Origin of the sequence: Thalassobacillus sp. CUG 92003 (assembly GCF_013618635.1) — a bacterium.
Taxonomy (GTDB): Bacteria; Bacillota; Bacilli; order Bacillales; family Halobacillaceae; genus CUG-92003.
Genome location: NZ_JABLSJ010000008.1, coordinates 19,132 through 41,261 on the forward strand (window position 1 = coordinate 19,132; position 22,130 = coordinate 41,261).

General features: G+C 45.0%; 18 protein-coding genes and 1 other annotated feature. Of the genes, 1 reads left to right on the forward strand and 17 read right to left on the reverse strand.

Translation table 11 applies throughout. The features are described 5' to 3' along the window. Window positions 1-166 precede the first annotated feature (166 nt). The 14 genes from HOP45_RS12935 to HOP45_RS13000 form a co-directional block, all read right to left on the reverse strand. Entirely contained in the window at window positions 167-1,027 is an 861-nt protein-coding gene (locus HOP45_RS12935; RefSeq protein ID WP_181349723.1) for a hypothetical protein, read from the reverse strand. Window positions 1,028-1,163: 136 nt separating this feature from the next. Continuing rightward, window positions 1,164-1,889 (reverse strand): hypothetical protein, encoded by a 726-nt coding sequence (locus tag HOP45_RS12940; RefSeq protein WP_181349724.1) that lies wholly within the window; start codon window positions 1,887-1,889, stop codon window positions 1,164-1,166. Next, on the reverse strand, window positions 1,882-2,469 hold the full coding sequence (locus HOP45_RS12945; protein WP_181349725.1) for a hypothetical protein: 588 nt from the start codon (window positions 2,467-2,469) through the stop codon (window positions 1,882-1,884). The genes HOP45_RS12940 and HOP45_RS12945 overlap by 8 nt, the downstream gene beginning before the upstream one ends. Window positions 2,470-2,496: 27 nt before the next feature. Further along, window positions 2,497-3,462 carry a type IV pilus biogenesis protein PilM gene (gene pilM, locus HOP45_RS12950; protein ID WP_181349726.1) on the reverse strand — a complete coding sequence of 322 codons (966 nt, stop codon included), beginning with the start codon at window positions 3,460-3,462 and terminating at the stop codon, window positions 2,497-2,499. A 19-nt stretch (window positions 3,463-3,481) separates the two neighbouring features. Beyond that, the gene (locus HOP45_RS12955) at window positions 3,482-4,234 is read right to left on the reverse strand and encodes a prepilin peptidase (RefSeq protein ID WP_181349727.1); all 753 of its coding nucleotides are present in this window, start codon (window positions 4,232-4,234) and stop codon (window positions 3,482-3,484) included. A 335-nt stretch (window positions 4,235-4,569) separates the two neighbouring features. Further along, on the reverse strand, window positions 4,570-4,974 hold the full coding sequence (locus tag HOP45_RS12960) for a prepilin-type N-terminal cleavage/methylation domain-containing protein (protein ID WP_181349728.1): 405 nt from the start codon (window positions 4,972-4,974) through the stop codon (window positions 4,570-4,572). Window positions 4,975-5,128: 154 nt separating this feature from the next. Continuing rightward, a complete protein-coding gene (locus tag HOP45_RS12965; protein WP_181349729.1) occupies window positions 5,129-6,334 on the reverse strand; it encodes a type II secretion system F family protein in 1,206 nt (401 codons plus the stop codon). Beyond that, entirely contained in the window at window positions 6,335-7,375 is a 1,041-nt protein-coding gene (locus HOP45_RS12970) for a type IV pilus twitching motility protein PilT (RefSeq protein ID WP_181349730.1), read from the reverse strand. A 12-nt stretch (window positions 7,376-7,387) separates the two neighbouring features. Continuing rightward, window positions 7,388-9,007, reverse strand: a complete 1,620-nt coding sequence (locus HOP45_RS12975) for a GspE/PulE family protein (RefSeq protein WP_181349731.1) — start codon at window positions 9,005-9,007, stop codon at window positions 7,388-7,390. Window positions 9,008-9,041: 34 nt separating this feature from the next. Further along, window positions 9,042-10,370, reverse strand: a complete 1,329-nt coding sequence (locus tag HOP45_RS12980) for a VanW family protein (RefSeq protein WP_181349732.1) — start codon at window positions 10,368-10,370, stop codon at window positions 9,042-9,044. A 320-nt stretch (window positions 10,371-10,690) separates the two neighbouring features. Continuing rightward, window positions 10,691-11,404 (reverse strand): hypothetical protein, encoded by a 714-nt coding sequence (locus HOP45_RS12985; RefSeq protein WP_181349733.1) that lies wholly within the window; start codon window positions 11,402-11,404, stop codon window positions 10,691-10,693. Between the two features lie 360 nt (window positions 11,405-11,764). Then, window positions 11,765-13,504, reverse strand: a complete 1,740-nt coding sequence (locus HOP45_RS12990) for a sensor domain-containing diguanylate cyclase (RefSeq protein ID WP_181349734.1) — start codon at window positions 13,502-13,504, stop codon at window positions 11,765-11,767. Window positions 13,505-13,604: 100 nt separating this feature from the next. Beyond that, on the reverse strand, window positions 13,605-14,900 hold the full coding sequence (locus HOP45_RS12995) for a bifunctional folylpolyglutamate synthase/dihydrofolate synthase (RefSeq protein WP_181349735.1): 1,296 nt from the start codon (window positions 14,898-14,900) through the stop codon (window positions 13,605-13,607). Window positions 14,901-14,972: 72 nt separating this feature from the next. Further along, on the reverse strand, window positions 14,973-17,615 hold the full coding sequence (locus tag HOP45_RS13000; protein ID WP_181349736.1) for a valine--tRNA ligase: 2,643 nt from the start codon (window positions 17,613-17,615) through the stop codon (window positions 14,973-14,975). Between the two features lie 50 nt (window positions 17,616-17,665). Beyond that, window positions 17,666-17,888 (reverse strand) — a binding site (T-box leader). Between the two features lie 80 nt (window positions 17,889-17,968). On the opposite strand from HOP45_RS13000, the gene HOP45_RS13005 reads away from it, so the two are divergent. Then, window positions 17,969-18,157, forward strand: coding sequence for a hypothetical protein (locus tag HOP45_RS13005; protein ID WP_181349737.1), 189 nt, complete (start codon window positions 17,969-17,971; stop codon window positions 18,155-18,157). Here the strand turns inward: HOP45_RS13005 and spoVID are convergent. The 3 genes from spoVID to hemB form a co-directional block, all read right to left on the reverse strand. Beyond that, window positions 18,154-19,203 carry a stage VI sporulation protein D gene (gene spoVID, locus HOP45_RS13010; protein ID WP_181349738.1) on the reverse strand — a complete coding sequence of 350 codons (1,050 nt, stop codon included), beginning with the start codon at window positions 19,201-19,203 and terminating at the stop codon, window positions 18,154-18,156. The genes HOP45_RS13005 and spoVID overlap by 4 nt on opposite strands. A gap of 645 nt (window positions 19,204-19,848) precedes the next feature. Further along, on the reverse strand, window positions 19,849-21,135 hold the full coding sequence (hemL, locus tag HOP45_RS13015; protein ID WP_255437643.1) for a glutamate-1-semialdehyde 2,1-aminomutase: 1,287 nt from the start codon (window positions 21,133-21,135) through the stop codon (window positions 19,849-19,851). 23 nt (window positions 21,136-21,158) lie between these two features. Beyond that, the gene (gene hemB / locus HOP45_RS13020) at window positions 21,159-22,127 is read right to left on the reverse strand and encodes a porphobilinogen synthase (RefSeq protein WP_181349740.1); all 969 of its coding nucleotides are present in this window, start codon (window positions 22,125-22,127) and stop codon (window positions 21,159-21,161) included. Between the last annotated feature and the right edge of the window lie 3 nt (window positions 22,128-22,130).

Below are 22,130 nucleotides of genomic sequence, written 5' to 3' on the forward strand. Positions count from 1 at the left end.
TGATCCTGAGGTTAGTCTTATTATACGTAAGATTTCCCCAATTTTTTAATAGCTGTTCATGTCACTTTGAATGCTGATACTTTCAATAAATAAAAAAATGCCTGGAAATAAAGGCATTATTCACCGATATTTCCTGCAGCATTTTTCATTATTCACTAAACTTTTCCTATTCACCAGAAGCAAGGATGGCTTGTTCATATTCATACCCTACATTTAAAACGGTGGAAACATCTCCCGGTTCCTCCACTACACGTTGGATGGCCGCTTCCAAATCAGAAAAGCCTTCATGATCAACCTGATTAAAATCATCCAGCACCGCTTCTCCGTCTTCATTTACTTCTTTTCCATGGAGGGTCGACAACCAGAGTTCTTGGAGATCCTGCATCAGAGCTTGTTCAGGTGCTGATAACACTGCGTTTTCTCCCTCCACTTGCCAATGCTTAATATAATAATCTTGCCCTGATAGGAGATGCTCCTCCGCCCAAGCCTCAGCCTGTCCATAGTTTGGGGCAGCTTGAGCGAACATGAAAAACTGTCCGTCCCGTTCCCACACGAAGGTCGACTTATCACCATAATGATCCCTTTTCCATTCATCCGCTTTGTCACGACTGGAAAATACACCGAGCTGAACAACATGAGCTTCTAAAGAGGGTACGGATGACGGATCAGTCGAACCAGAAACGGTAGCTGTCTCTTCCTCAGCAACATTGGACGTTCCTGTTACATTTGGATTGGTGTTGACAGCTTCGCCTTCGGTCATACCGACAAACATTCTAAGTAAAAGGATGCCAATGAAACTCCCTGCGATAAAAGCGATACTGGCCGAAATGATCACACGTTTAATAAACGAATGTTCTGAAATTAATGGACGTTTCTTTGAGTATTTATTAAACGGTGCAGGTGGAGGTAATTCAGGCGATTCAGATGTATCGAGCGAATCGTTCTGCTTTGGTTTGGGTGCGACATTTGACGTGGAGGAGACAGAATTTTTATTTATATTAACCGGAATTCTATTATTTTTACTCATCACTCTCATCCTTTCCTCATCTATATCAACCCTATCACAGTAAGGGAAAAAAAGAGGACGAGTATTGTCGCTCACCCGTCTGTTTATTTCGATATTTATGTCTGATTCTGTTCATCATGATACGTTAGCCAAACCGTTAAAAAGGTGTAATTTTCCCCGGCGTTTCTCCGTAGTCATACTGAGGTGTTTCATGGGCGAGTTCCTGTAAATCCGAGGCATAGTAACTGCTCAACACAACTGACAGCGCCACCTCTTCGCTTCCTTCCGTTTCTTCAAATTCAAGGGCGCTCACCTGAGTGATGCGAGCTTGGCCAGTGACATTCTGTAAAAACATCAGCATCTCCTCATAATTAGCAGCTGTTAATTGGATGGAAAACTCGATAGTGTTCAAACCCGATTGAGTTGTCGAACTCCCTTGTCCATCGCTCTCCTCATCAGCTGAAGATGTATCAGGAGCAGAGGAACGGCCAGAGTCTGGCGTTTCCTCCGAATCGTTCTGCTCTTCACGCTTATCAGGTAAACTTACGCCTTCTTCGTTATAGGCGATTTCTATTTCTTCAATTGCAGTTTCCGTTGAGACTTGTGCACGTTCAAAACCAATGAACAGCTGATCGAGCAAAGGAACGACCGGCAGCTTTTGTTGAGCGGTGCGTGAACTTTGTGATAACGCCTGATCCGCTTGATCTTCCTTTGATTCTAACGTTGCCACTTTGTCCCTTTCTGTTTCAAGAGTGGCTTCGGCGGTAGCCAAATCCTGCTCTTCAGGCTTCACGTAAAGGTGCTCAGCTAAAAAGAACAGGCCTATCAGAGTGCATACAGCAATCAGAGCCATAAACGTGTCACGGCGTTTCCATTCATGCATCATTTTTCGCCCCCACTTCTTTTACGTCATCTGGGTCGAAACGAACCTGATATTCCGCTATGTAACGGGGGAGATAATCGGAGGAAGGAACCTCAGCTGATGGTACATCGTCTGTTGTAACGCGACTGACTTCAACTGATTGGACGAACGGTTTGTCCTTCAGACGGCTTGCGTACGCCGCAGCTTCCTGCATCATATCAAAGCGTACAACGACTTCTACTGTTCCTGGTTCTTCAAACCGATACGCATCAAAAAAACCTCTCTCCGGCAGGGAGGCTACAAAACTTTCCAGCAAAGGCAACGCAGGAATAACAGCGTCCTCCAGATGAGCGAGACGGGTCGTCAGGTCCTCCCTGCTAGCTTCCACATTCCCTGTTTCAGCCTCAGCCAACTTGTCTTGTTCTGCCATAACCTCTGCAATCTGCTCTTCAACGTGTTGGGTTTTTGCCTTAAGCTGGTGGTGCTGATGATAGAAATAAGCCCCCATCATAAGGATGATCAGAATGAATCCCCCTAGAATGATAGAGGGCCGTAAGTTTTTCCTCTCTCGCTGCTCTAATAAATTTATTTCTACAGTCAACTTACAGCACCTCCTGTCTCCTCATAATCATGCCTTTAAAGCCAGTCCTATCACTTCGGCATAACTCGGCGGCACAAAGTCATCGCCTTCAGAATGAATCTCATTGGGACGCAAGGACTCAATCGGTAAATTGAACGTCTGATCCAGCAGGGTTTCTACTCTATGAAAATCTGGCCAATCACCAGAAACGAGCAGCTTATCAACACCCTGCTCCCCTCCCATCATCGAAAATTTATAAAAATCCATGATCCGCTCTATTTCATTCAACTGATATTCCAGGTACGTTTTCATTTGGTCTTCAAATCCATCAAATACATATGTGTCGTCCTTGATGGTCCATTGATCGAGAGGAAGATCTGATTTCATATTCCGGACAAACACTGGCTTATGCGCATAGAAAACTGTTACGATACAGGCATCAATATTCCACTGGATCGACAGCACATGTTCCTCAGCATTATGATAACCCAAGTACTCGTAATAACGATACACAGATAAAGACGTGAGGTCAGCTGACTTCGCTTTCAAACGCTCCTCTTCAAAAGCCGTCCTATACTGCTGAATTTCTTTTTCGGGGTAAGCGAACAGCAGCAGTTTATAACCAGAGGGACCAGCAGTTATGATACTATAATCAAAAACGGGAGTATCAAAGGGTAAATGCAAGCTTTCGCCAAGCTGCATAAACAGGTAGCCCTTGATCTCATCTTCCTTAATATCTCGTGGCACAGTGAATGGTCGAATCACCATCGCTGAGTCTGACACACAGAAATACAAGGGTTTCGCCTTCCATTCTTTCTCAGTCGCTAATTCTGCCAAAACAGATTGAAATGCCAAACCATCGATAATTTTTCCATTTTCCACAATGTTTGGAGCCAGGTGCTTTTCCCCAAACGTGATGACCTCAGTAGAACCTGGTTTTGCTTGAATATAGCGGATAGTGTGATCTTTGACGACTAAATTGACCCGATCTCTCGCTGGTGTAAACGTAAACAATCTTAAATCGCACTCCTATCTAAAAAAAGTTCAAATACCACGTTACGAGATCCTCACCGACAAACATGGTTATGACAGCTGCCGTTAAAATATAGGGCCCAAACGGTATCGGCTGTTTCCGGTCAATGATGCCAAAACCGAGCAGTCCCATACTGATGATCGTTCCAATGAGCGTCGCTAGAAAAAACGTTAATAGGACCGATTGCAGTCCGAGTAAAACCCCCAGAACGCCCATCAGCTTCATATCGCCTCCACCCATTCCCCCGCGGCTAACGATGATGATGAGAGCAAGCAAGACCATAGCCACAGCAGCGCCAGTGAGTGAGGAGTGCCACGGCTGAAGCGGAGACATAACCCGCAGGACGCCAAAGCAACCCAAAAAGATGATCAACACTTTGTCCGGTATGATCATGTAGTGTAAATCAGATACTGTTAGAATCGCTGCCATAGACACGAGCATAATCGCCGCCAGAAAGGCCATCGACCATCCGAATGTCAGGTAGCTTACCGCAAACAAGAGGGCAGTTACGCATTCAATCAGAGGATAAAGCGGAGAAATACGGGATTGGCAATAACGACATTTACCGGCTAACGAAAGGTAGGATAGGAGGGGAAAAAGATCCCTCGGCTTTAGGGCTGTGTGACAGGTCGGACAATGGGATCGTCCTTTACTGAGCGCTTGCCCGGTTGGAAAACGGATGCCGACCACATTGAAAAAAGAACCGAACATGAGGCCATATGTAAATATGATACTGGTCATGACAATTTGCATGGGCATAATTCCTATTCATTTCAGTATAGGTAAAGAGGTTGGGACAAAACTGAATAAAACACACAAATGTCGAACTATATCACTGAAAATGTTTGGCATTGTGTGTTTAAAGAAAGAGGTCCAAAACCGCTCCGTCAAAACACTTCGCTTTCCACGGGCACGGCCTTAGCTTCCTCAGAAAGCAAAGACCGCTTTCCTGCGGGATCTTCGGCTCGCGCTGTTCCCGTAGGAGTCTGCGTGTTTTGACTACGCTCATGAACGTTGCTCTTATATATACGTTACCTATGTTCGCTTAAACACCTCTTATTTACTTATGTCCCAACCTCTTCATTAGCTTATTCGTCTGAATTTAATTCGCTTTTACTGGCACCATCAATTCCAATGTCTTCGCCAAGTGTCACTGTAAAAGTATCATCCTCTGCTACAGTCACGAAGCCTTTACTATATTCGCCGCCTTCCGGGTTAGATGGCGTGCTATCTAAGTATCCTTCTTGTACCAAGAAATCCATAGTATACTGACTCTCTTCGTTAGTCTCTTCCCCGCTCGTATCGGCCAGGCGGGCCGCTCCCAACAAGGACAATGCATTGGCATCATGGGCATCCTCTTCAGCGTCACCGATGATGCTGCCGATAGCAGGTACAGCAATTGCGGCAATGATCCCCAAAATAACGATGACCGCCAAAAGCTCAATTAACGTAAAACCCTTTTCCTGTTTGACCAATTGTTTGATTTTGCTCATCTTAATTCTCTCCCTTTTCACTAGTTTCTGCCCTTAATTTAGACAGATAGACCTAAACCCGTGACTGTCATTTAGTTATATCAACCTATATCGTTCATTATAATGGTATAAAAGGAAAATATCTATAATTTTTTAGGAATAATTACTCAATGGTTTAGTTGACTTGTTCAAAAATTGAAAACATCGGGATCGCGATAGCCGCTACAATCCCTCCGACAACGATGGCCAGGCATAAGATCATAATGGGTTCAATCATGGTCTTAAGCCGGTCGGTTGTGTAATCCAGTTCGGATTCATAGAACCCGGCGACTTTTGCCAACATATAATCCAAAGAGCCTGTCTGCTCGCCTACCGCAATCATTTGCACGACTAAAGGCGGAAAGATCCACTGTTTTTTTAATGGTTCTGATAATGACTCGCCTCTTTCTAAAGCATGGTAGCTGTCTTCGATGGCCTGCTCGATCACCTTGTTCTCCACGACTTTCTGCGTAATGTGCAGCGACTGTAAGATGGGCACTGAACTGCTCATCAACGAGCTCAATGTGTTCGTCATGCGTACGAGCGAAGCTTTTAGAAGTAAAGGGCCGAAGACAGGGATGCGCAATTTGGCTTGATCCATCGCGCTTGTGAACCCTGGCGAGCGAGACGCCGTTTGATGGAGGAAGATAGCCAGGATGGGCACTAGCAGCCCCAGATACCAGACGTGTTGGATGAGGTGGCTTAGTTGCAGTGTGACTTGTGTGATCAACGGCAACTCGCCACCCATGTTTGCGAACATATTAGCAAAACGAGGAACGACAAAGGTTAATAAAAACGTGACGATGATAATGGCTATGACCCCGACTATAGCAGGATATGTAAGAGTTGAAATCACTTTTTGCCGCGTATCATATTGTTTTTCATAGTAAACGGCCAGCCGTTCTAAGACCTCCTCTAAATTTCCACCTGCTTCCCCTGCCCGGACCATGTTGACAAATAAAGTGGAAAAAATTTTGGAATGCTGTTCAGCAGCATCGGAAAATGCTATTCCTCCTTCTAATTGTTGAGCGATATCTCCTAACGCCGACTTCAAAAACTTGCTGTTCGTTTGTTCTTGAAGGATGCGCGTCGTTTCAAGCAGTGAAATCCCTGCATTGATCAGCGTAGCAAACTGACGAAGATAAACCACGAAATCTTTGGGTTTCACCTTTTGTCCAAATGAAAGCTCTTTGTAAAGAACGCTTTGAATCTCTGTCAGACTCGTCGTTGCGACCCCTTTTTGCTTAATCGTTTGAACGGCTTCTTTGCGTGATTCTGCCTTCACTTTCCCTTTTACGAGTTTCCCCACACGATTGCGACCTTGATACGCGTAATATGCCATCTAGACGGTTCCCTCCGTTAAATACGGAGTGGCTTCCGTTTCTGAGATGATGTCTTTGGCAATCAATTCTTTGATGGCCATTTCTAACGTCTGCATGCCTTGGGACTTAGACGTTTGCAACACATTCGTGATTTGATGGATCTTTTCACTCCTGATCAAATTTTTCACAGCAGGCGTATTGACCAGTACCTCGACTGCTGCTCTGCGTCCATTTCGATCAGTCCGTTGAAACAGTCGCTGGGAGATGATCGCTTCAAGGACATTCGCCAGTTGGACACGCACTTGTCCTTGCTGGTTGGGAGGGAAAACATCAATGATCCGGTCAATCGTATCGGCAGCGTTTGTTGTATGCAGCGTACCTAAAACGAGATGGCCAGTTTCTGCTGCTGTCAAAGCGGTCGAGATGGTTTCAAAGTCCCGTAACTCCCCTACCAAAATAATATCTGGATCTTGCCGTAAACAACTCCGCAAACCATTCGCAAAACTGCGCGTATCAAACCCAATCTCACGCTGGTCAATAATACAATGGTTATGGGCGTGAGCATATTCAATCGGATCTTCAAGGGTGATGATATGTTTACGCGCTGTTTGGTTCAAATGATCAATCATGGAGGCGAGTGTGGTCGACTTTCCCGATCCTGTGGGCCCGGTGACGAGCACTAAACCCTGGGCACTTTTCGTTATCTTCTTCAGGACTTCTGGCATATGTAATTCCTCGATAGCCGGAATCTCTTTCGGGACGATTCTTACAGCCATGGAGACACAGTTGCGTTGATGATAAACATTGATGCGAAACCGCGATACTCCCTTTATCCCGTAAGAAAAATCAACTTCTCCTACATCCTCTAATTGCTTCCACATGATATCTGATAGGATAGCTCGACTCATGCCATACGTATCCTCCGGCGTCATATTTTCTTTGCCGTATTGCCTGAGGTCCCCATGAATACGAAAAACCGGCGGCACCCCTACGGTTAAATGAATGTCAGAAGCATCGAGTTGAAATGCAGCCCGTAAGAGACGATCAAATTGTTCTTTCAACATGAGCCCTCCTTAATCCGATTTAGCAACGCGCAAGACCTCCTCTACCGTCGTGGTTCCCTGTCTTGCCTTCAACAATCCATCGTCCAATAAAAAGAGCATCCCGTTGTTCATAACATGTCTGTGGATCTCTTCCATAGACATATTTTCCATCATCAGTTTCCGGATTTCATCATCAATGACCAACACTTCCTGGATCGCCATACGTCCGCGGTATCCGGTGTTTTGGCAACTGTTGCAGCCCTTGCCTTGATAAATTTCATCCACTGGAATCCCTCGTTTTTGGAAGTGTTGTCGTTCCATTTCGCTCGGAGCATAAGCGTACTTACAATCCCGGCAGATCTTCCGTACTAAACGCTGCGCTACAACTCCAGCCAACGATGACACGACGAGATAAGGTTCCACGTCCATATCAAACAGTCTCGGAATTGTCGCAATCGCACTATTGGTGTGCAGTGTGCTGAGGACAAGATGACCGGTCAGGGAAGCGCGAATCGAGATTTCCGCCGTTTCGGAATCACGGATCTCCCCCACCATGACGATGTTAGGGTCCTGCCTGAGAATCGAACGTAACCCTTTGGAGAACGTGAGGCCGACCGGTTGATTAACCTGGACTTGATTCAATCCTTCGACTTGATATTCCACCGGATCTTCTACAGTAATAATGTTGACATCATCCGTGTTCAAATAATTCAACGATGCGTATAAAGTAGATGATTTACCGGAGCCTGTTGGCCCGGTGATTAAGATCAATCCAGAAGGTTGATCAACTAATTGTTTGTACTTCTTATAATTCACTTTATTGAAGTCCAGATCAGTAAGTGCGGTCATCACGTTTCCGAGATCAAGTATACGTATGACGATTTTTTCTCCGTACACAGTCGGAAGGATGGCAATGCGTAAATCAACAGGCGACATATCTATCGTCGTTTTGATGCGTCCGTCCTGAGGAAGCCGTGATTCTGTAATGTTCAAGTTCGCCATGATTTTGACACGCGCTGTTAAACTGTTCTGAAAGGATTTTGGGAGCGTCCGCTCTGTTCTTAACACACCGTCGATCCGGTAACGGACTAAAACTTTCGTTTCTTGCGGATCCAAATGGATATCGCTCGCCTTCAGTTGTACACCCGCTTGCAGCAACTGGTCCATCAAGCGGATCGCCGGAGCGTCATCTTCCGCTTCATCTTCCACTGAAGCTCCTTCGTCAAGATTATAAAATCGGTTGATTGATTGCAGTACTTCATGTTTAGCCGCGATGACCGGGGAAATTTGAAAGCCTGTGGATATTTTCATATCATCAATCGCGTAGTAATCCATGGGATCATTCATCGCTACAATTAACTGATCATCTTTCATTTCGATGGGGACGAGTAAGTTACGCGTTGCAAAGTCTTTGGGCACAATCGTAATGACTTTAGGATCGATTGGGTAATGGTAAAGGGAAACATGAGGGATGCCAAGCTGCCGCTCTAACACTTCAATCAATTGTTTTTCGGTCACATAACCACTGCTGACGAGCACATCCCCCAGCTTCTGATTCTTTTTTTTCCGTTCTAGCGCTTCTTGTATGTCCTGTTCTGTCACTAAATCGACTTCTTTCAGTAGATCCCCCAGCCGTTTTCGCCTTGCCATTGCCGTTCACCTCTCCCTTAGAGTCTATCCCTCATCATTTAAACACAGGGGCGTCTTTTTCCCATAAATCTTGTGAACGCTGATTCTCGTCCGGATCTTCATCTTGATCCACTGCCCCTTCATCTGGGATAGAAGGGTGTTGATCCTCGCTCTCTCCCTGCCTTTTATCCGGAGATTCGGAAGGCTTATCAGGCGCTTCCTCACGATCAGCGGAAGACGTGTCTTCCTTTGCTGCTATGCTATGCAATTCGATTCGGGGAACGGGAGGGTAATAATCTTCTGAGATGAGCGTGTCCGTTTGTCCCTCCTTGGTTTGTGTATAGCGAACGACGTCTACTGCATGGCCTTGTTTGCCTGCCTGTTTTTCTTCGACTTCTCCTTTGTCTAAAAAGGCGGAATAGTGAACGACAGTATCAGGATCGAGCTGCTCCTGCGATTGAACGGCCACGGATGTTTCCTGTTCCAGGGGAAATCCTTTGACTTTCACAGTGACCTCATTGCCTTCTTTTACGATACTCAACCGATAATCATAGGGGTTAGGGTTGGCTACGACCAAATCACGCCCGGTTTGTGGTTCTACTTTCGCTTCCATTCCAACCTCAGCATAGCCCGGCAGTTTATGGCTGATGTGACGTTCTTGAATCACAAAGTTAGTCTCCAGCACCGCGCCATAAATCGCTGTAGCCAATGGACTGATGGCATGACTATCCACGTGCATTAAGTCAATGTGGTCGAGAACAGAAAAAGCGCGTTCTCCTTTTATCACCTGATCATGGAGTTGCTCTATGAGCAAATCCGTCTTTACGTTACCCGGAAGTTCCACAGAATGCTCGCCCACTGTCTCCTGCAGCACCTCCGCATCAGCATCACCATAATTATAAATCGAAAATGAAAGGTCTTCTTCAGCTAAAACAGAAGCCTTGGCCTCTATATCGTGTATAAACTCATCGATGGACACGCGGTCAAATTTCTCGTGCCCCATTTCATTGGCTATGTCTTCTATATACGAGCGATCGATTGTGGTGACAAAAGCCGTTTGTTCACCTGCGGCCACTTTGTCTGTCGTTGCTTCTATATCGAATTGTATGAACGATTCCGGAAATACCAACTCTTTATTGTCCAATTGGAGGGTCACCGGGTTTTTAGTCCGCCATTGTTCAGCCCGTTGCTCCAAACGTTGCCTAGCCTCTTCTTGTGAAAGGTTTTCAATCGGCACCGTCGCCACCGTTGTTCCTTCCTCAAAGGAATGAAAATTGCCAGAAAACATGTCCGCCGACGCGATCCCCAATTTCGTGAATGAAAATATAAAGAAGGTCGTCAGAAATAATATGAAAAAAGTCCGTAGTCTAAACCTTCCGCTCATGGGGGCCCTCCCTTCCGTGATATCTTTTGGGGGCGTTTTTTTCAAATGGGAAGAGGATTAGTTCATCTCCCTATCGAAAGGAGTGGCTTTGAAACAGCTCCTTCTCCCGCGGGAGAAGGAGCTCGGCGAGACCCCACAGGGAGTGGCAAGGCTTGCCGGTTCCCCCGCAGGAAAGCGAGTTGTTTCAAAGCCACTCCTCACCCTTATGAGGTAACAAATCCACGCTATCTCGAAAAAACTTTTACATAATCCTGCCCCATATTTAAATAATGCTTTTAGGATTAATCAATAAAGCTATAAAGGGTTTCATTTCCGCATGCCTACTCGCTTCCGCTCGTCCCCGATGACACTTTACGGTGATCGACAAGGGTTGATTCATCCCAAGCCGTTGAAATTTTATCCCCTTCTTCTGACGGAATGTCGGCCGCTGCTTCGTCAGCAGAAAAAACAGCCCGTTCTCGTGCAGCAGCCACCTCTTCTTCGATTGAATGTGAATCAATCAACTCATTGTCATCAAACGGTTCAATTTGATCCATTGTGGGAGGAGAATTTAAGGCGTTTTCTGTTTCACCCGTTGTGGTTACAGGAGGCGAAACTGGTGCCTCGTTCATTCCATTTTGGGACGTTGCTGCTGCTTCATCTAAATTCAATGATTCTTCGTCATTTTGGAAAGAACCCGTGCTTTCCTTATTTTCGTCTCGTTCACGAAACAATGGGTGATGCATGAGCAAGTCGCCCTTCGTTTGAGCAGGGTGCGGGGACTTATCTGTAGCGGGTCTGTCCGCTTGATCTTCCTGTGAGATTTGAATCCGGCTGCTTCCTATGTAATACAAGGCAATCATTAATACGAACATACTCGGGAGGGCAACCCACAACGAAGTTCTCATCGTAAGCACGACACCTATTAAACTGACAAGTAAGGCAGTACTAACGATAAAGATGGTGCCGTTTACAGTTAAACCGAATGAATGGAGAAAGTATAATACCAAGAATGCAAGGAAAGCTGCTGGAACAGCGATAAATATAACTGTCATGTTGTCCCCCTCTCCCCTGATAGCTAAAACCTATCCAATCTTCTCTCTCTTATATCGGGCTATTTTCCACATATTTAAAGTCTATTAATTCCTTATATCCATGCTTATCCACTTAAATTATAACGTATTACCCATGATTTGTCGTTCATTGTTGTAATTCGAAGAAAAAAATACAAAAGGTTTGGTCATGTTGATGACTTCTATGGAACACAATGACCAATCACATAACACTTCTGAAATTCTTCCCGAACGTCTTAGTTAGATAAGGGCCCTCACCTATGATTGCGGAGATAAAGTTAGCTGTTGGAGACAAATAAATAGGCTGCAGAGATTTACTCGGCAGCTTAAAGCATTGAAATATTATTCAACCGTTGTGACATCTTTTATATATTTGGCTACACGATTACGCCCCTGCTGCTTTGCTCCGACATACATCGCGCGATCAGCGTGCCTGATTAAATCCAATGGTTCGTCGCAATCATGAGGGAAAGTGGCAATCCCGACACTGGCGGTAATATCAACAGACAGCGTACCTTCTTGAGACAAGATATGCTCACGGATTGAAAATGGATGTCCAGAAATCGTTTGCCTCACCTCTTCAGCCTTTTTATAGCACTGATCCTGTGAAAGCCAAGGCAGAAGAATGACGAATTCCTCACCACCATACCTGGCAACCGCCCCCTCATGTTCATCGAAGGTCCTACTTAAGCGTTCTGCCAATTCTTTTAAAATCTCATTGCCACTTTCATGCCCATATGTATCATTAACACTTTTAAAATGATCGATATCCAGCAATATCAACGAGAGCGGTCCTTTTTCGTAGGATGTCTTCATCTCATCAAATACGTGCTGCAAGTAATTTTCAAAGTAACGATAATTATAGAGACCCGTAAGCGGGCAAATTTCACTGTCCTTCTTTGTTTTTTCATAATGGCGGGCATTTTCCATCGCAACCGCCAAATAGTTTGCCAGTATTTCCATGATCATAAATTGGTATCTGTGGAATGCGCGGCGTTTCTTGGCATAGACCGAAATGATGCCGACGATTTCATTCTTACGTTGCACCGGGAGTGACATAATACTTTCTGCGTCAACTGGCGTATAGCTTGAGACATACGGTTTCCATTCTTTCTTTGAAGAAAAATGAAAACCGCTTTGTTTCAACCAGGTATTCCCGCTGACATCCTCTCCATGCTCTAAATGCGATTGGGGGAAACTCATTTTTTCTTCACGATCGTAGAAACGGATGAGTTCCAGCTGCTTGTTATCTACAACATCAAACACATAAATGTAGTCGACGGGCAACAGATTGCTTAATCGCGATACGAAAACATCCAGCACTTCAGATACACCTAATTTCCCCGTCAATTCATGACCGAATTCACTCGTTTGCTGGAGATAACCATTCATCTCCCGACTGTTATGGTAAAGCATCAGCATGAAAGAGATAAATATGAAAGGGATACCGACAAAATATATGGCAGTCAAACCGATTTCTAAATAAAGCTTAAACAAGACTAACCCAATCGGAAAGACGAGCAGCGAAGTCAGGCACTCCCACAGAAATCCAACATCAAACAAGCGGAATTTGCGTCGGTGTAACACTTTACCGAGCACGGCTAGAATCGATTGATTGACAAGAATTTGTGTGAATGCATAACCCGCGATCGGAACAGCGTCATAACTCGAATCAATAGCCGCCCCACCATGTTGACCGCCTAATATGTAATAAACAGCTGCTGATGCACAGGAAACCGTCAAAAAGAGAAGCATATTCAAGGGGAAGCGGTAGCCTTCTGTCTTTCCCACCCGCAATTTGAGCAATAAGAACAGGACAGAGAGTTGAGTCAGCAACATTTCAGCAAAAAAACCGAAGTATAAAAAAACAGCCAACCCGACACCATGGACAACAAAAACGGATGAGTCACCGACTAACAGTGGAAACAGGGAGAGAATCACCATGAGTACTGCAAAGGACAGGATATCCAATTCCCGGCCAGCGAATGATGGTTCAAGTACGTGATAAAGCGTCAACACGCTTACCGGCCAAATGAACAACCATGACATCCAAACCACGATTTTACTTCTTGCATTCACCATGGTCACCTCACCCCCCACATTTACCTAATACCATACTACTAATATTGATGCAATAAAAGGGTAAATCAAGCAAAATTCATTCAAATATAATGTATTTATCCTAGCATAGTCCTGTATTTTTTTCAAAATATTTCCTTGCGTCTGATACAAAATATAGAGAACCAGCAATGACTAATATCTCGTTTTCCGTCCCCGTGACTTGGAAATTTGATATAACCTTTTGATACGTGTTCTCCACTGCTCCGCCCACCGGAGAAAAAGCCCGTAGTTCTTCCCCCGTCAGCGATCGGGGAAAATCAAACGTAGTAAAGATCGTTTGATCAAAATATGCCGTCAGTTTAGGCACCATTTTATCAAGTGGTTTATCTTTTAATGCTGTAAATAGTAACGTCTTTTTCTCATCGGGATAATATGCTTCCAAAGTGTTCATTAAAGCAGTGACGCCCTCTAAATTGTGAGCCCCATCCAATATGACAGTCGGCTCCTTCTGCATGATTTCAAACCTTGCCGGCCAGTTAGTAGCACGTAACCCCTGCTGATACAGAGAGGAATTTAATGTAAACCCCTGATCATGCAAGATCTCAGCAGCTTGTAATGCTAATGCAGCATTGCTTATCTGGTGTCGCCCTTTCAATGGAGACGTCATTGCGTACTTCTCGCCTCGATCATTGAAAAAATTGAAATGCTCTCCTTCTTCATCACTGAATAATGGCGTTGTCTTAAAATCTGTCTGCCATGTCAACAACGGGCTGTGCATCTGCAACGCTTGCTTTCTGATTACTTTAAAAGCACGCTCAACTGTCACGCCTGTTATCGTCGGAATGGCAGGTTTAATGATTCCTGCTTTTTCATACGCGATGTCTTCATGTGTGTCACCCAAAATCTGAAGGTGGTCCAAGCCGACATTCGTAATGATGGCGAGCATCGGTTCAATCACATTTGTAGAGTCATAGCGTCCGCCTAAACCTGTTTCTAATAAGACAACATCCGGTTCCTTGTTTGCAAAGTAAAGGAAGGCCATCGCCGTTATCGTTTCAAACTCTGTAGGTTCGCCCCATTTACCGGCTGCTATCTTCTTTGTAATCGGCTCTATTTTCTCAACCAGCTTAACCAGTTCCTCGTCATCTATAGGCACTCCGGTCAAACTGATCCGCTCATTGAATCGCACGATGTAAGGCGAAGTAAAGGTTCCCACTTGATAACCTTGTTGCTGGAGCAAACTCCTCAAAAAAGAAACGGTCGACCCCTTCCCATTTGTCCCTGCAATATGAACAGCACGCAGCTGTTTTTCAGGATGCCCCAATTCCGCCATCATCGCTTTCATCCGCTCCAGTCCGGGTTTTATTTTGAATTTTTCCCGGGAGTGGATCCACTCAAGTGCTTCCTCATATTCCATCGCGACAATCCCCATTTCTACAAAAGGAAGGAGCGTATCAACCTCTGATACCCTCCCTTTCCTTGTTTATCGTTACGATTTAAGTTCTTGTATTCTTCGTTCAACTTTGGATCGCTTCTCGAGATAATCTGTTTCTTTATCCCGTTCCGCTTGTACGACTTGCTCGGGTGCTTTGCTTACAAATCCTTCGTTCGCCAACTTTTTCTGGACACGTTCTACTTCGTTATGCCACTTCTCCCATTCATTCTGCAAGCGAACAATTTCATCTTCGATATTGATCAATCCGGCAAGCGGTAAATACAATTCTGCTCCTGTCACCACCGCAGACATCGCTTTTTCCGGAGCTTGAAGCGTCGAGGAGATGGAAAGCTCACTCGGATTACAAAAATGTTCAAGGTAACTGCGATTTTTCTCAAGCTCGTGCGTTATGGCTTCATCTTTCGTTTTAATCAACAGCTGAATTTGTTTTGACATTGGGGTATCCACTTCAGATCGGATATTACGGACCGAACGAATCATGGACACTAACCGATCCATCTCAGAGGCAGCTTGCTCGTTATGGAACGCCGCTTCAACCTCTGGCCAGGCAGCCTGCGTAATAGAACTTCCTTCGTGGGGCAGACTTTGCCAAATCTCTTCTGTAATAAACGGCATGAATGGGTGCAGCATCCGCATAATGCGATCCAGGACATAAGCGAGAATCGATCGTGTTGTGTGGATTCTGCCGGCATCCTCTCCGTATAGCGGAATTTTGGCCATTTCGATATACCAATCACAAAAATCGTCCCATATAAAATTATACAGATGGCGTCCTGCTTCTCCGAATTCGTAGCGATCGATGTTATGGGTTACGCGTTCAACTGTCTGATTCAGGCGTGTGAGAATCCATTGATCAGCTACAGATTTCTCTCCTGACACATCGATATCCTCAAATTTGATCCCCCCCATGTTCATTAAAGCAAAACGGGAGGCGTTCCAAATTTTGTTCGCGAAATTCCATGTGGCCTCGACTTTCTCCCAAGAAAAACGCAAGTCTTGTCCCGGAGATGATCCCGTCGAAAGGAAGTAACGCAAGGAATCTGCTCCGTATCGATCAATGACATCCATCGGATCTACGCCGTTACCTAACGATTTACTCATTTTTTGACCGTCTGCATCACGGACCAGGCCATGAATCAATACGTCTTTAAACGGTCTCCGATCTGTAAACTCAATCGACTGGAAAATCATCCTGCTGACCCAGAAAAAGATGATATCATAGCCCGTTACCAGGGCATTCGTCGGGAAGTAACGGTTGTAATCGTCACTCGCTTCAACCGGCCATCCCATCGTGGAAAACGGCCATAAAGCAGAGGAAAACCACGTATCTAAAACGTCTTCGTCCTGTTCCCAGTTGTCGCTATCTTCTGGTGCATCTTTTCCGACATAAAGTTCTCCCGTTTCTTTATGGTACCAGGCAGGAATACGATGCCCCCACCATAATTGACGCGAAATGCACCAGTCCCTGATGTTTTCCATCCAGTGTAAGTAAGTTTTCTCGAAACGGTCGGGAATGAAACGAACTTTATCTTCACCTTGCTGCAGTTCTATAGCTTGATTCGCCAGGGGCTGCATGTTTACAAACCATTGTGTAGATAAATAAGGTTCTACCACTGCATCACTTCGCTCAGAATGACCAACAGTATGTTCATGGTCTTCAATTTCAAACAATACACCTGATGCTTGAAGATCTTGAATCAACTGTTTCCGGCATTCAAAACGATCCATGCCTTGATACTTACCCGCGTTTTCATTCATCGTCCCGTCTTCGTTCATAATCAATACGCGTTCAAGATTATGGCGGTTCCCGATTTCAAAATCATTCGGGTCATGGGCAGGTGTTATCTTCACCGCTCCGGAACCGAATTCCATATCTACATAATCATCGGGAATAATTTCAATTTCACGACCCACCACAGGTAAGATAACCGTTTTACCAATCAAATGGTTATAACGATCGTCTTGGGGATGGACGGCAACCGCTGTGTCACCCAACATCGTTTCCGGCCGTGTGGTTGCAATTTCGATATGACCGCTTCCATCCTTCAACGGGTACTTCATGTGATAGAAAGCACCTTTGACTTCCTTATACACCACTTCAATATCGGACAAGGCTGTCTGAGTAGCCGGATCCCAATTAATGATGTACTCGCCGCGATAGATCAAGCCTTTATTATACAGCTGGACAAACACTTCCTGTACAGCGTCATACAGACCATCATCCAATGTGAAACGTTCTCTGGAATAATCAAGCCCTAGTCCGAGCTTCTCCCACTGTGTGCGAATAAAATCAGCGTATTCTTCTTTCCACGACCAGGCTTGTTCTAAAAATTTCTCACGTCCCAAATCATAACGCGAGGTGCCTTGTTCCCGTAATTTCGCTTCTACTTTAGCTTGAGTCGCTATCCCGGCATGATCCATACCCGGCAACCAGAGCACATCATACCCCTGCATGCGTTTCACACGCGTGATAATATCCTGCAAGGTTGTGTCCCAGGCATGGCCGAGGTGCAACCTTCCCGTTACATTGGGAGGGGGAATAACAACAGTGAACGGTTCTTTTTCAGCATCGCCGCTGGCTTCAAAAAACTTACCATCCACCCAATACTGGTAGCGTCCTTTTTCAACCATTTCCGGGTTGTATTTAGGGGGTAGTGAGATATCTTCATGCGACATGACGCATCAGCCTCCTTAGTTTTCATAAAATAAAAAAACCCTTCCATCCATAAAAGGACGAAAGGGATTGATTCCGTGGTACCACCTTAATTTACAGGATGACCATCCTGCACACTTCATTCCTTAACGGCTGCAAACCGGCTTCTTCTACTTGATTCAAAGAAACAGCGTCCGAGGTGACTTTCATCATTCAAACTCCCTGGAAAACTTTCAGCAGTATGTTTTCCTCTCTGAAGGTGTTAAATGAGTACTTTTCCTCATCATAGCATTTCACGTGTTCGATTATATTTCATATTGTATATAGAAAGCTTTACTTAAGTCAACTATTTTTTTCATTGATGGGAGATGATGGAATGAGTCGATTATACCGTTACCGCTTGCCCCCCTGGTGCAGACATTGGCTCTTTATACTGGAAAAATGCTCATTACCGCTTGCAGTTTTTCAACTGATTCGTACCTTAATATTCCCTACCTCACTTGATGTATTCTTACTTGGCATATTAATCGGCATTTATGTGGCTTTTCATTTTGAATGGATTTAATTCTCAGCAGGTGTGGGAATGTAGATGATGCGGCCATCGGTTAAGGCATCATCCGTGAGAAGATCATTCGCTTGTGAAATTTGGTGTTTAGGAACATCGTACTTATCCGCCAGTGTGTCCAGGGTATCATTTTCCTGGACAATACATACTTTCATTTGACTGTAGCGTTCCTCGCGGCTATGAAATAAATACTGAAACAAGCTTTTTTTCTGCTGTGGTGATTCATCTGTCGGACTTTGGTAACTCGATTCCACAGGCTCGCCACTTTCTTCTTCCATCATTAAGGACGGTTGTTCCGCTTGTTCATAGTAATCTGGTGTTACATCTTGCTGATTACCAAAGAATTCTGCGAAACTTTGCACTTTTTTATTATACTTCCACCTGCCATCGTCTTGGTCCTGGTCTCCGTGATTATCGTGATACGCCTCATCCATTGGATAAGGTGCTTCATCTAATTTTGGAAGATTAGGTACTGCTGTAAAAGGCCTCGCCGGCGGTTGATCCTGTTTTTCTTCAAATACGGTTTCAAAACTGGCAGGTTCATCAAAAGCATCCTCACCCGCTTCTTCCGCCTCATATGATTGGCCCGCATCTCTTGAGGTCGGTTGGGCTTCTGTATTTTCCACCCCGTGGATAGCTATTTCGGCATGCAAACGAAGCTTTCGATCTTCAGGCAGTTGATAGTCAAAACTTGCGACACTGATCGAAATGTTATCGAGATCAGGTACGCGGTAGTCTGGAATAGAAATATCTACAGGAAATTTATGATTAAAACACTGAACGCCATCCTCATCCTGTTCCACAGAATCAATCATTCTTTCATTGATGAGTGGAGGGGCGTACCCCCTTTGATCCGCTTCTTTTTTGGCCACATATTCGCCGGAAAGCTCTAGATCACCCGATAATTTTATTTGTCCATCTCGCGGCTGAATTGATATTTCGGGCTCCAGGGAAATTCCTACTAATTCCTGAACTTCCTGTCCTAATTGAAATGATAATGACTCATCGAGATAGAATGTGAAGACATGTTTGTCGTCAAAATTCACTCCCTTTTCCCCCTTTCTAGGAAACTCCTTCTATAAACAATCTATGTCTTGATTAACATAATATACATAAAAAACCCATCGCCCTCTTTATCCTGTCAGAGCAATGGGTTAATTTTATAGTGGGTTCTTTAAATCACAGTGTCCCTGTTTCAATTAAGCCCCGTTTATAGCCTTCGGGATTTCCTGGCGATTTCCGTTACGAAAGATGGCACATGAAGGGCAGGGAATTCACTCTCTTTCCATTAGATGGGAAATTATAGTCCCTCTCAATATAAGGTCTGCCATACATGAGCTTTCTAACTCCGGCTTCTAGCGGCCCAGAACATATCTTGCATAAGAGTCGCGCCGGAAGACGTTTTTTTTATAAACAAAATTTGGACTTATTCTCTTATTCGAGGGTTCGTTCATTCCTTATCGAATGGGGTGACTTTGAAACGACGAGACTCCCGCGGGAGAAGGAGCTCGGCGAGACCCCACAGGGAGTGACAACGACCGAGGAGGCTTGCCGGTTCCCCCGCAGGAAAGCGAGTTGTTTCAAAGCCACCCCTTTTCCTTACACCGTAACGAACCACCCTTATTTCAAATTTAAGTCTCCCATTTGATTAACTTTTTCAAAATCAAGCAACAACATTGTGTGCCAGGGCCTTATTTCTTAATCAATGCGAATACGTTTCGAGCTGCCGTGATCGTTCGCTCAATATCTTCCTCCGTATGAGCTGTTGACAAGAACGTGCCCTCAAACTGTGAAGGTGGTAAGAAGATGCCTTCTTCAATCATGCCACGGTAATATTTTGCAAATAGATCTAAGTCAGACTTGTTCGCTGTCTTAAAGTCTTTGACTTCATTAGCATTGAAGAAGAAACCGACCATTGAGCCTGCACGGTTGACGGTCAACGGAATATCAAATTCCTGAGCTGCTTCAGTAAATCCAGCAACGAGCCTGTCCACTTTTTTATTTATGGCATCATACGCGGCTTCATCCATTTGAATTAAGGTTTCATACCCTGCTGTCATAGCCAGAGGATTTCCCGATAACGTGCCTGCTTGATAGACATCACCTGTTGGAGCTACTTTCTCCATAATTTCTTTTTTACCACCGTACGCTCCTACTGGCAGACCGCCTCCAATAACTTTCCCGAAGCAGGTCATATCGGGCGTAACACCAAAGTGTCCTTGTGCGCATGAGTAACCGACACGGAAGCCAGTCATGACTTCATCAAAGATGAGGACACTGCCATATTCTTCGGTGATGGCGCGTGTTTCTTGCAGAAAACCATCGATAGGCGGAACAACACCCATATTACCTGAGACAGGCTCTACGATAACAGCTGCAATATCATCTCCGAATTGTTCAAAGGCGTAGCGTAAACTCTCCTTATCATTATAAGGCACCGTAATGGTGGTTTCGGCAGTCGATGCCGGCACTCCTGGGGAATCCGGGAGGCCCAATGTAGCTACCCCGGAACCCGCTTTAATTAACAAGGAGTCACCATGACCATGGTAATTTCCTTCAAATTTAAGAATCTTATTACGACCCGTATAGCCTCTGGCAATCCGCAAGGCACTCATGGTGGCTTCAGTGCCCGAGTTCACCATACGTATCATTTCAATCGATGGAACTCGATTAATCACCAGCTGAGCAAGACTATTCTCAATCTCAGTCGGTGTGCCAAAGCTTGTCCCCATTTCGGTTACACGTTTCAATCTCTCTACTACTTGATCGTTAGCATGGCCAAGGATAAGCGGCCCCCAGCTCAACACATAGTCAATATACGTGTTACCATCTATGTCGTAAATTTCAGAGCCTTTGCCTCTTTCCATAAAAATGGGGTCCATTCCAACTGACTTGAAAGCTCGAACGGGCGAATTCACACCACCGGGCATCAGCTGCACCGCTTCTTTGTACGCATCAATCGATCGATCAAACTTCATGACGACTCCACCTTTCTCATTACTTATTGAGACAGCCATCTCGCTGCATCTTTAGCAAAGTACGTGACAATCAAATCTGCCCCCGCCCGTTTCATGGACGTGAGTTTTTCTAACACGATTTCCTCTTCATTTACCCAGCCATTTTGAGCTGCCGCTTTGATCATGGAATATTCACCACTCACATTATAAGCTACCAGCGGCGCATTAAAACGGTCTTTCACCTCGCGCATTATATCTAAATAAGCGAGGGCAGGCTTAACAATGAGAAAATCCGCTCCTTCTTCCATATCAGATGCTGCCTCTCGCATCGCTTCTCTTCGATTAGACGGATCCATTTGATAGGTGCGTCGATCCCCAAACTGCGGAGAGCTGTGAGCCGCATCACGAAACGGTCCGAAGAAAGCGGAAGAATATTTTATAGCATAAGACATAATGGGAATTTGACTGAACCCTGCTTCATCCAGTCCTTCACGTATGGACGTGACAAATCCATCCATCATATTCGACGGGGCAATGATATCCGCTCCTGCCCTGGCCTGACTGATCGCCGTTTCGGTTAACACCTTCAAGGAAGCATCATTTTCAATTACACCATCTGAAACGATCCCGCAATGCCCATGGTCTGTGTATTGGCACAAACACGTGTCGGCAATGACGGCCAAGGAAGGTACATCTTCCTTGATTTGTCGGATAGCTTTCTGGACGATGCCATGGTCATGATAAGCTTCTGAGCCTTGTTCATCTTTCACTTTAGGGACGCCAAATACAATGACCGAGCGTATCCCAAGCGATTCAACCTCTTGCATTTCTTCGGTCAAATAATCGAGCGAAATCTGAAACACCCCGGGCATAGAAGGCACTTCATGCTTCCAGCCTTCCCCTTCAACTACAAAAATCGGATAAATCAAATCCTCCTGCCGTAACGCCGTTTCACGAACCATTGAGCGGATGGCATCTGTCCGGCGCAAGCGTCTATGCCGTTTAAAGTCCATATC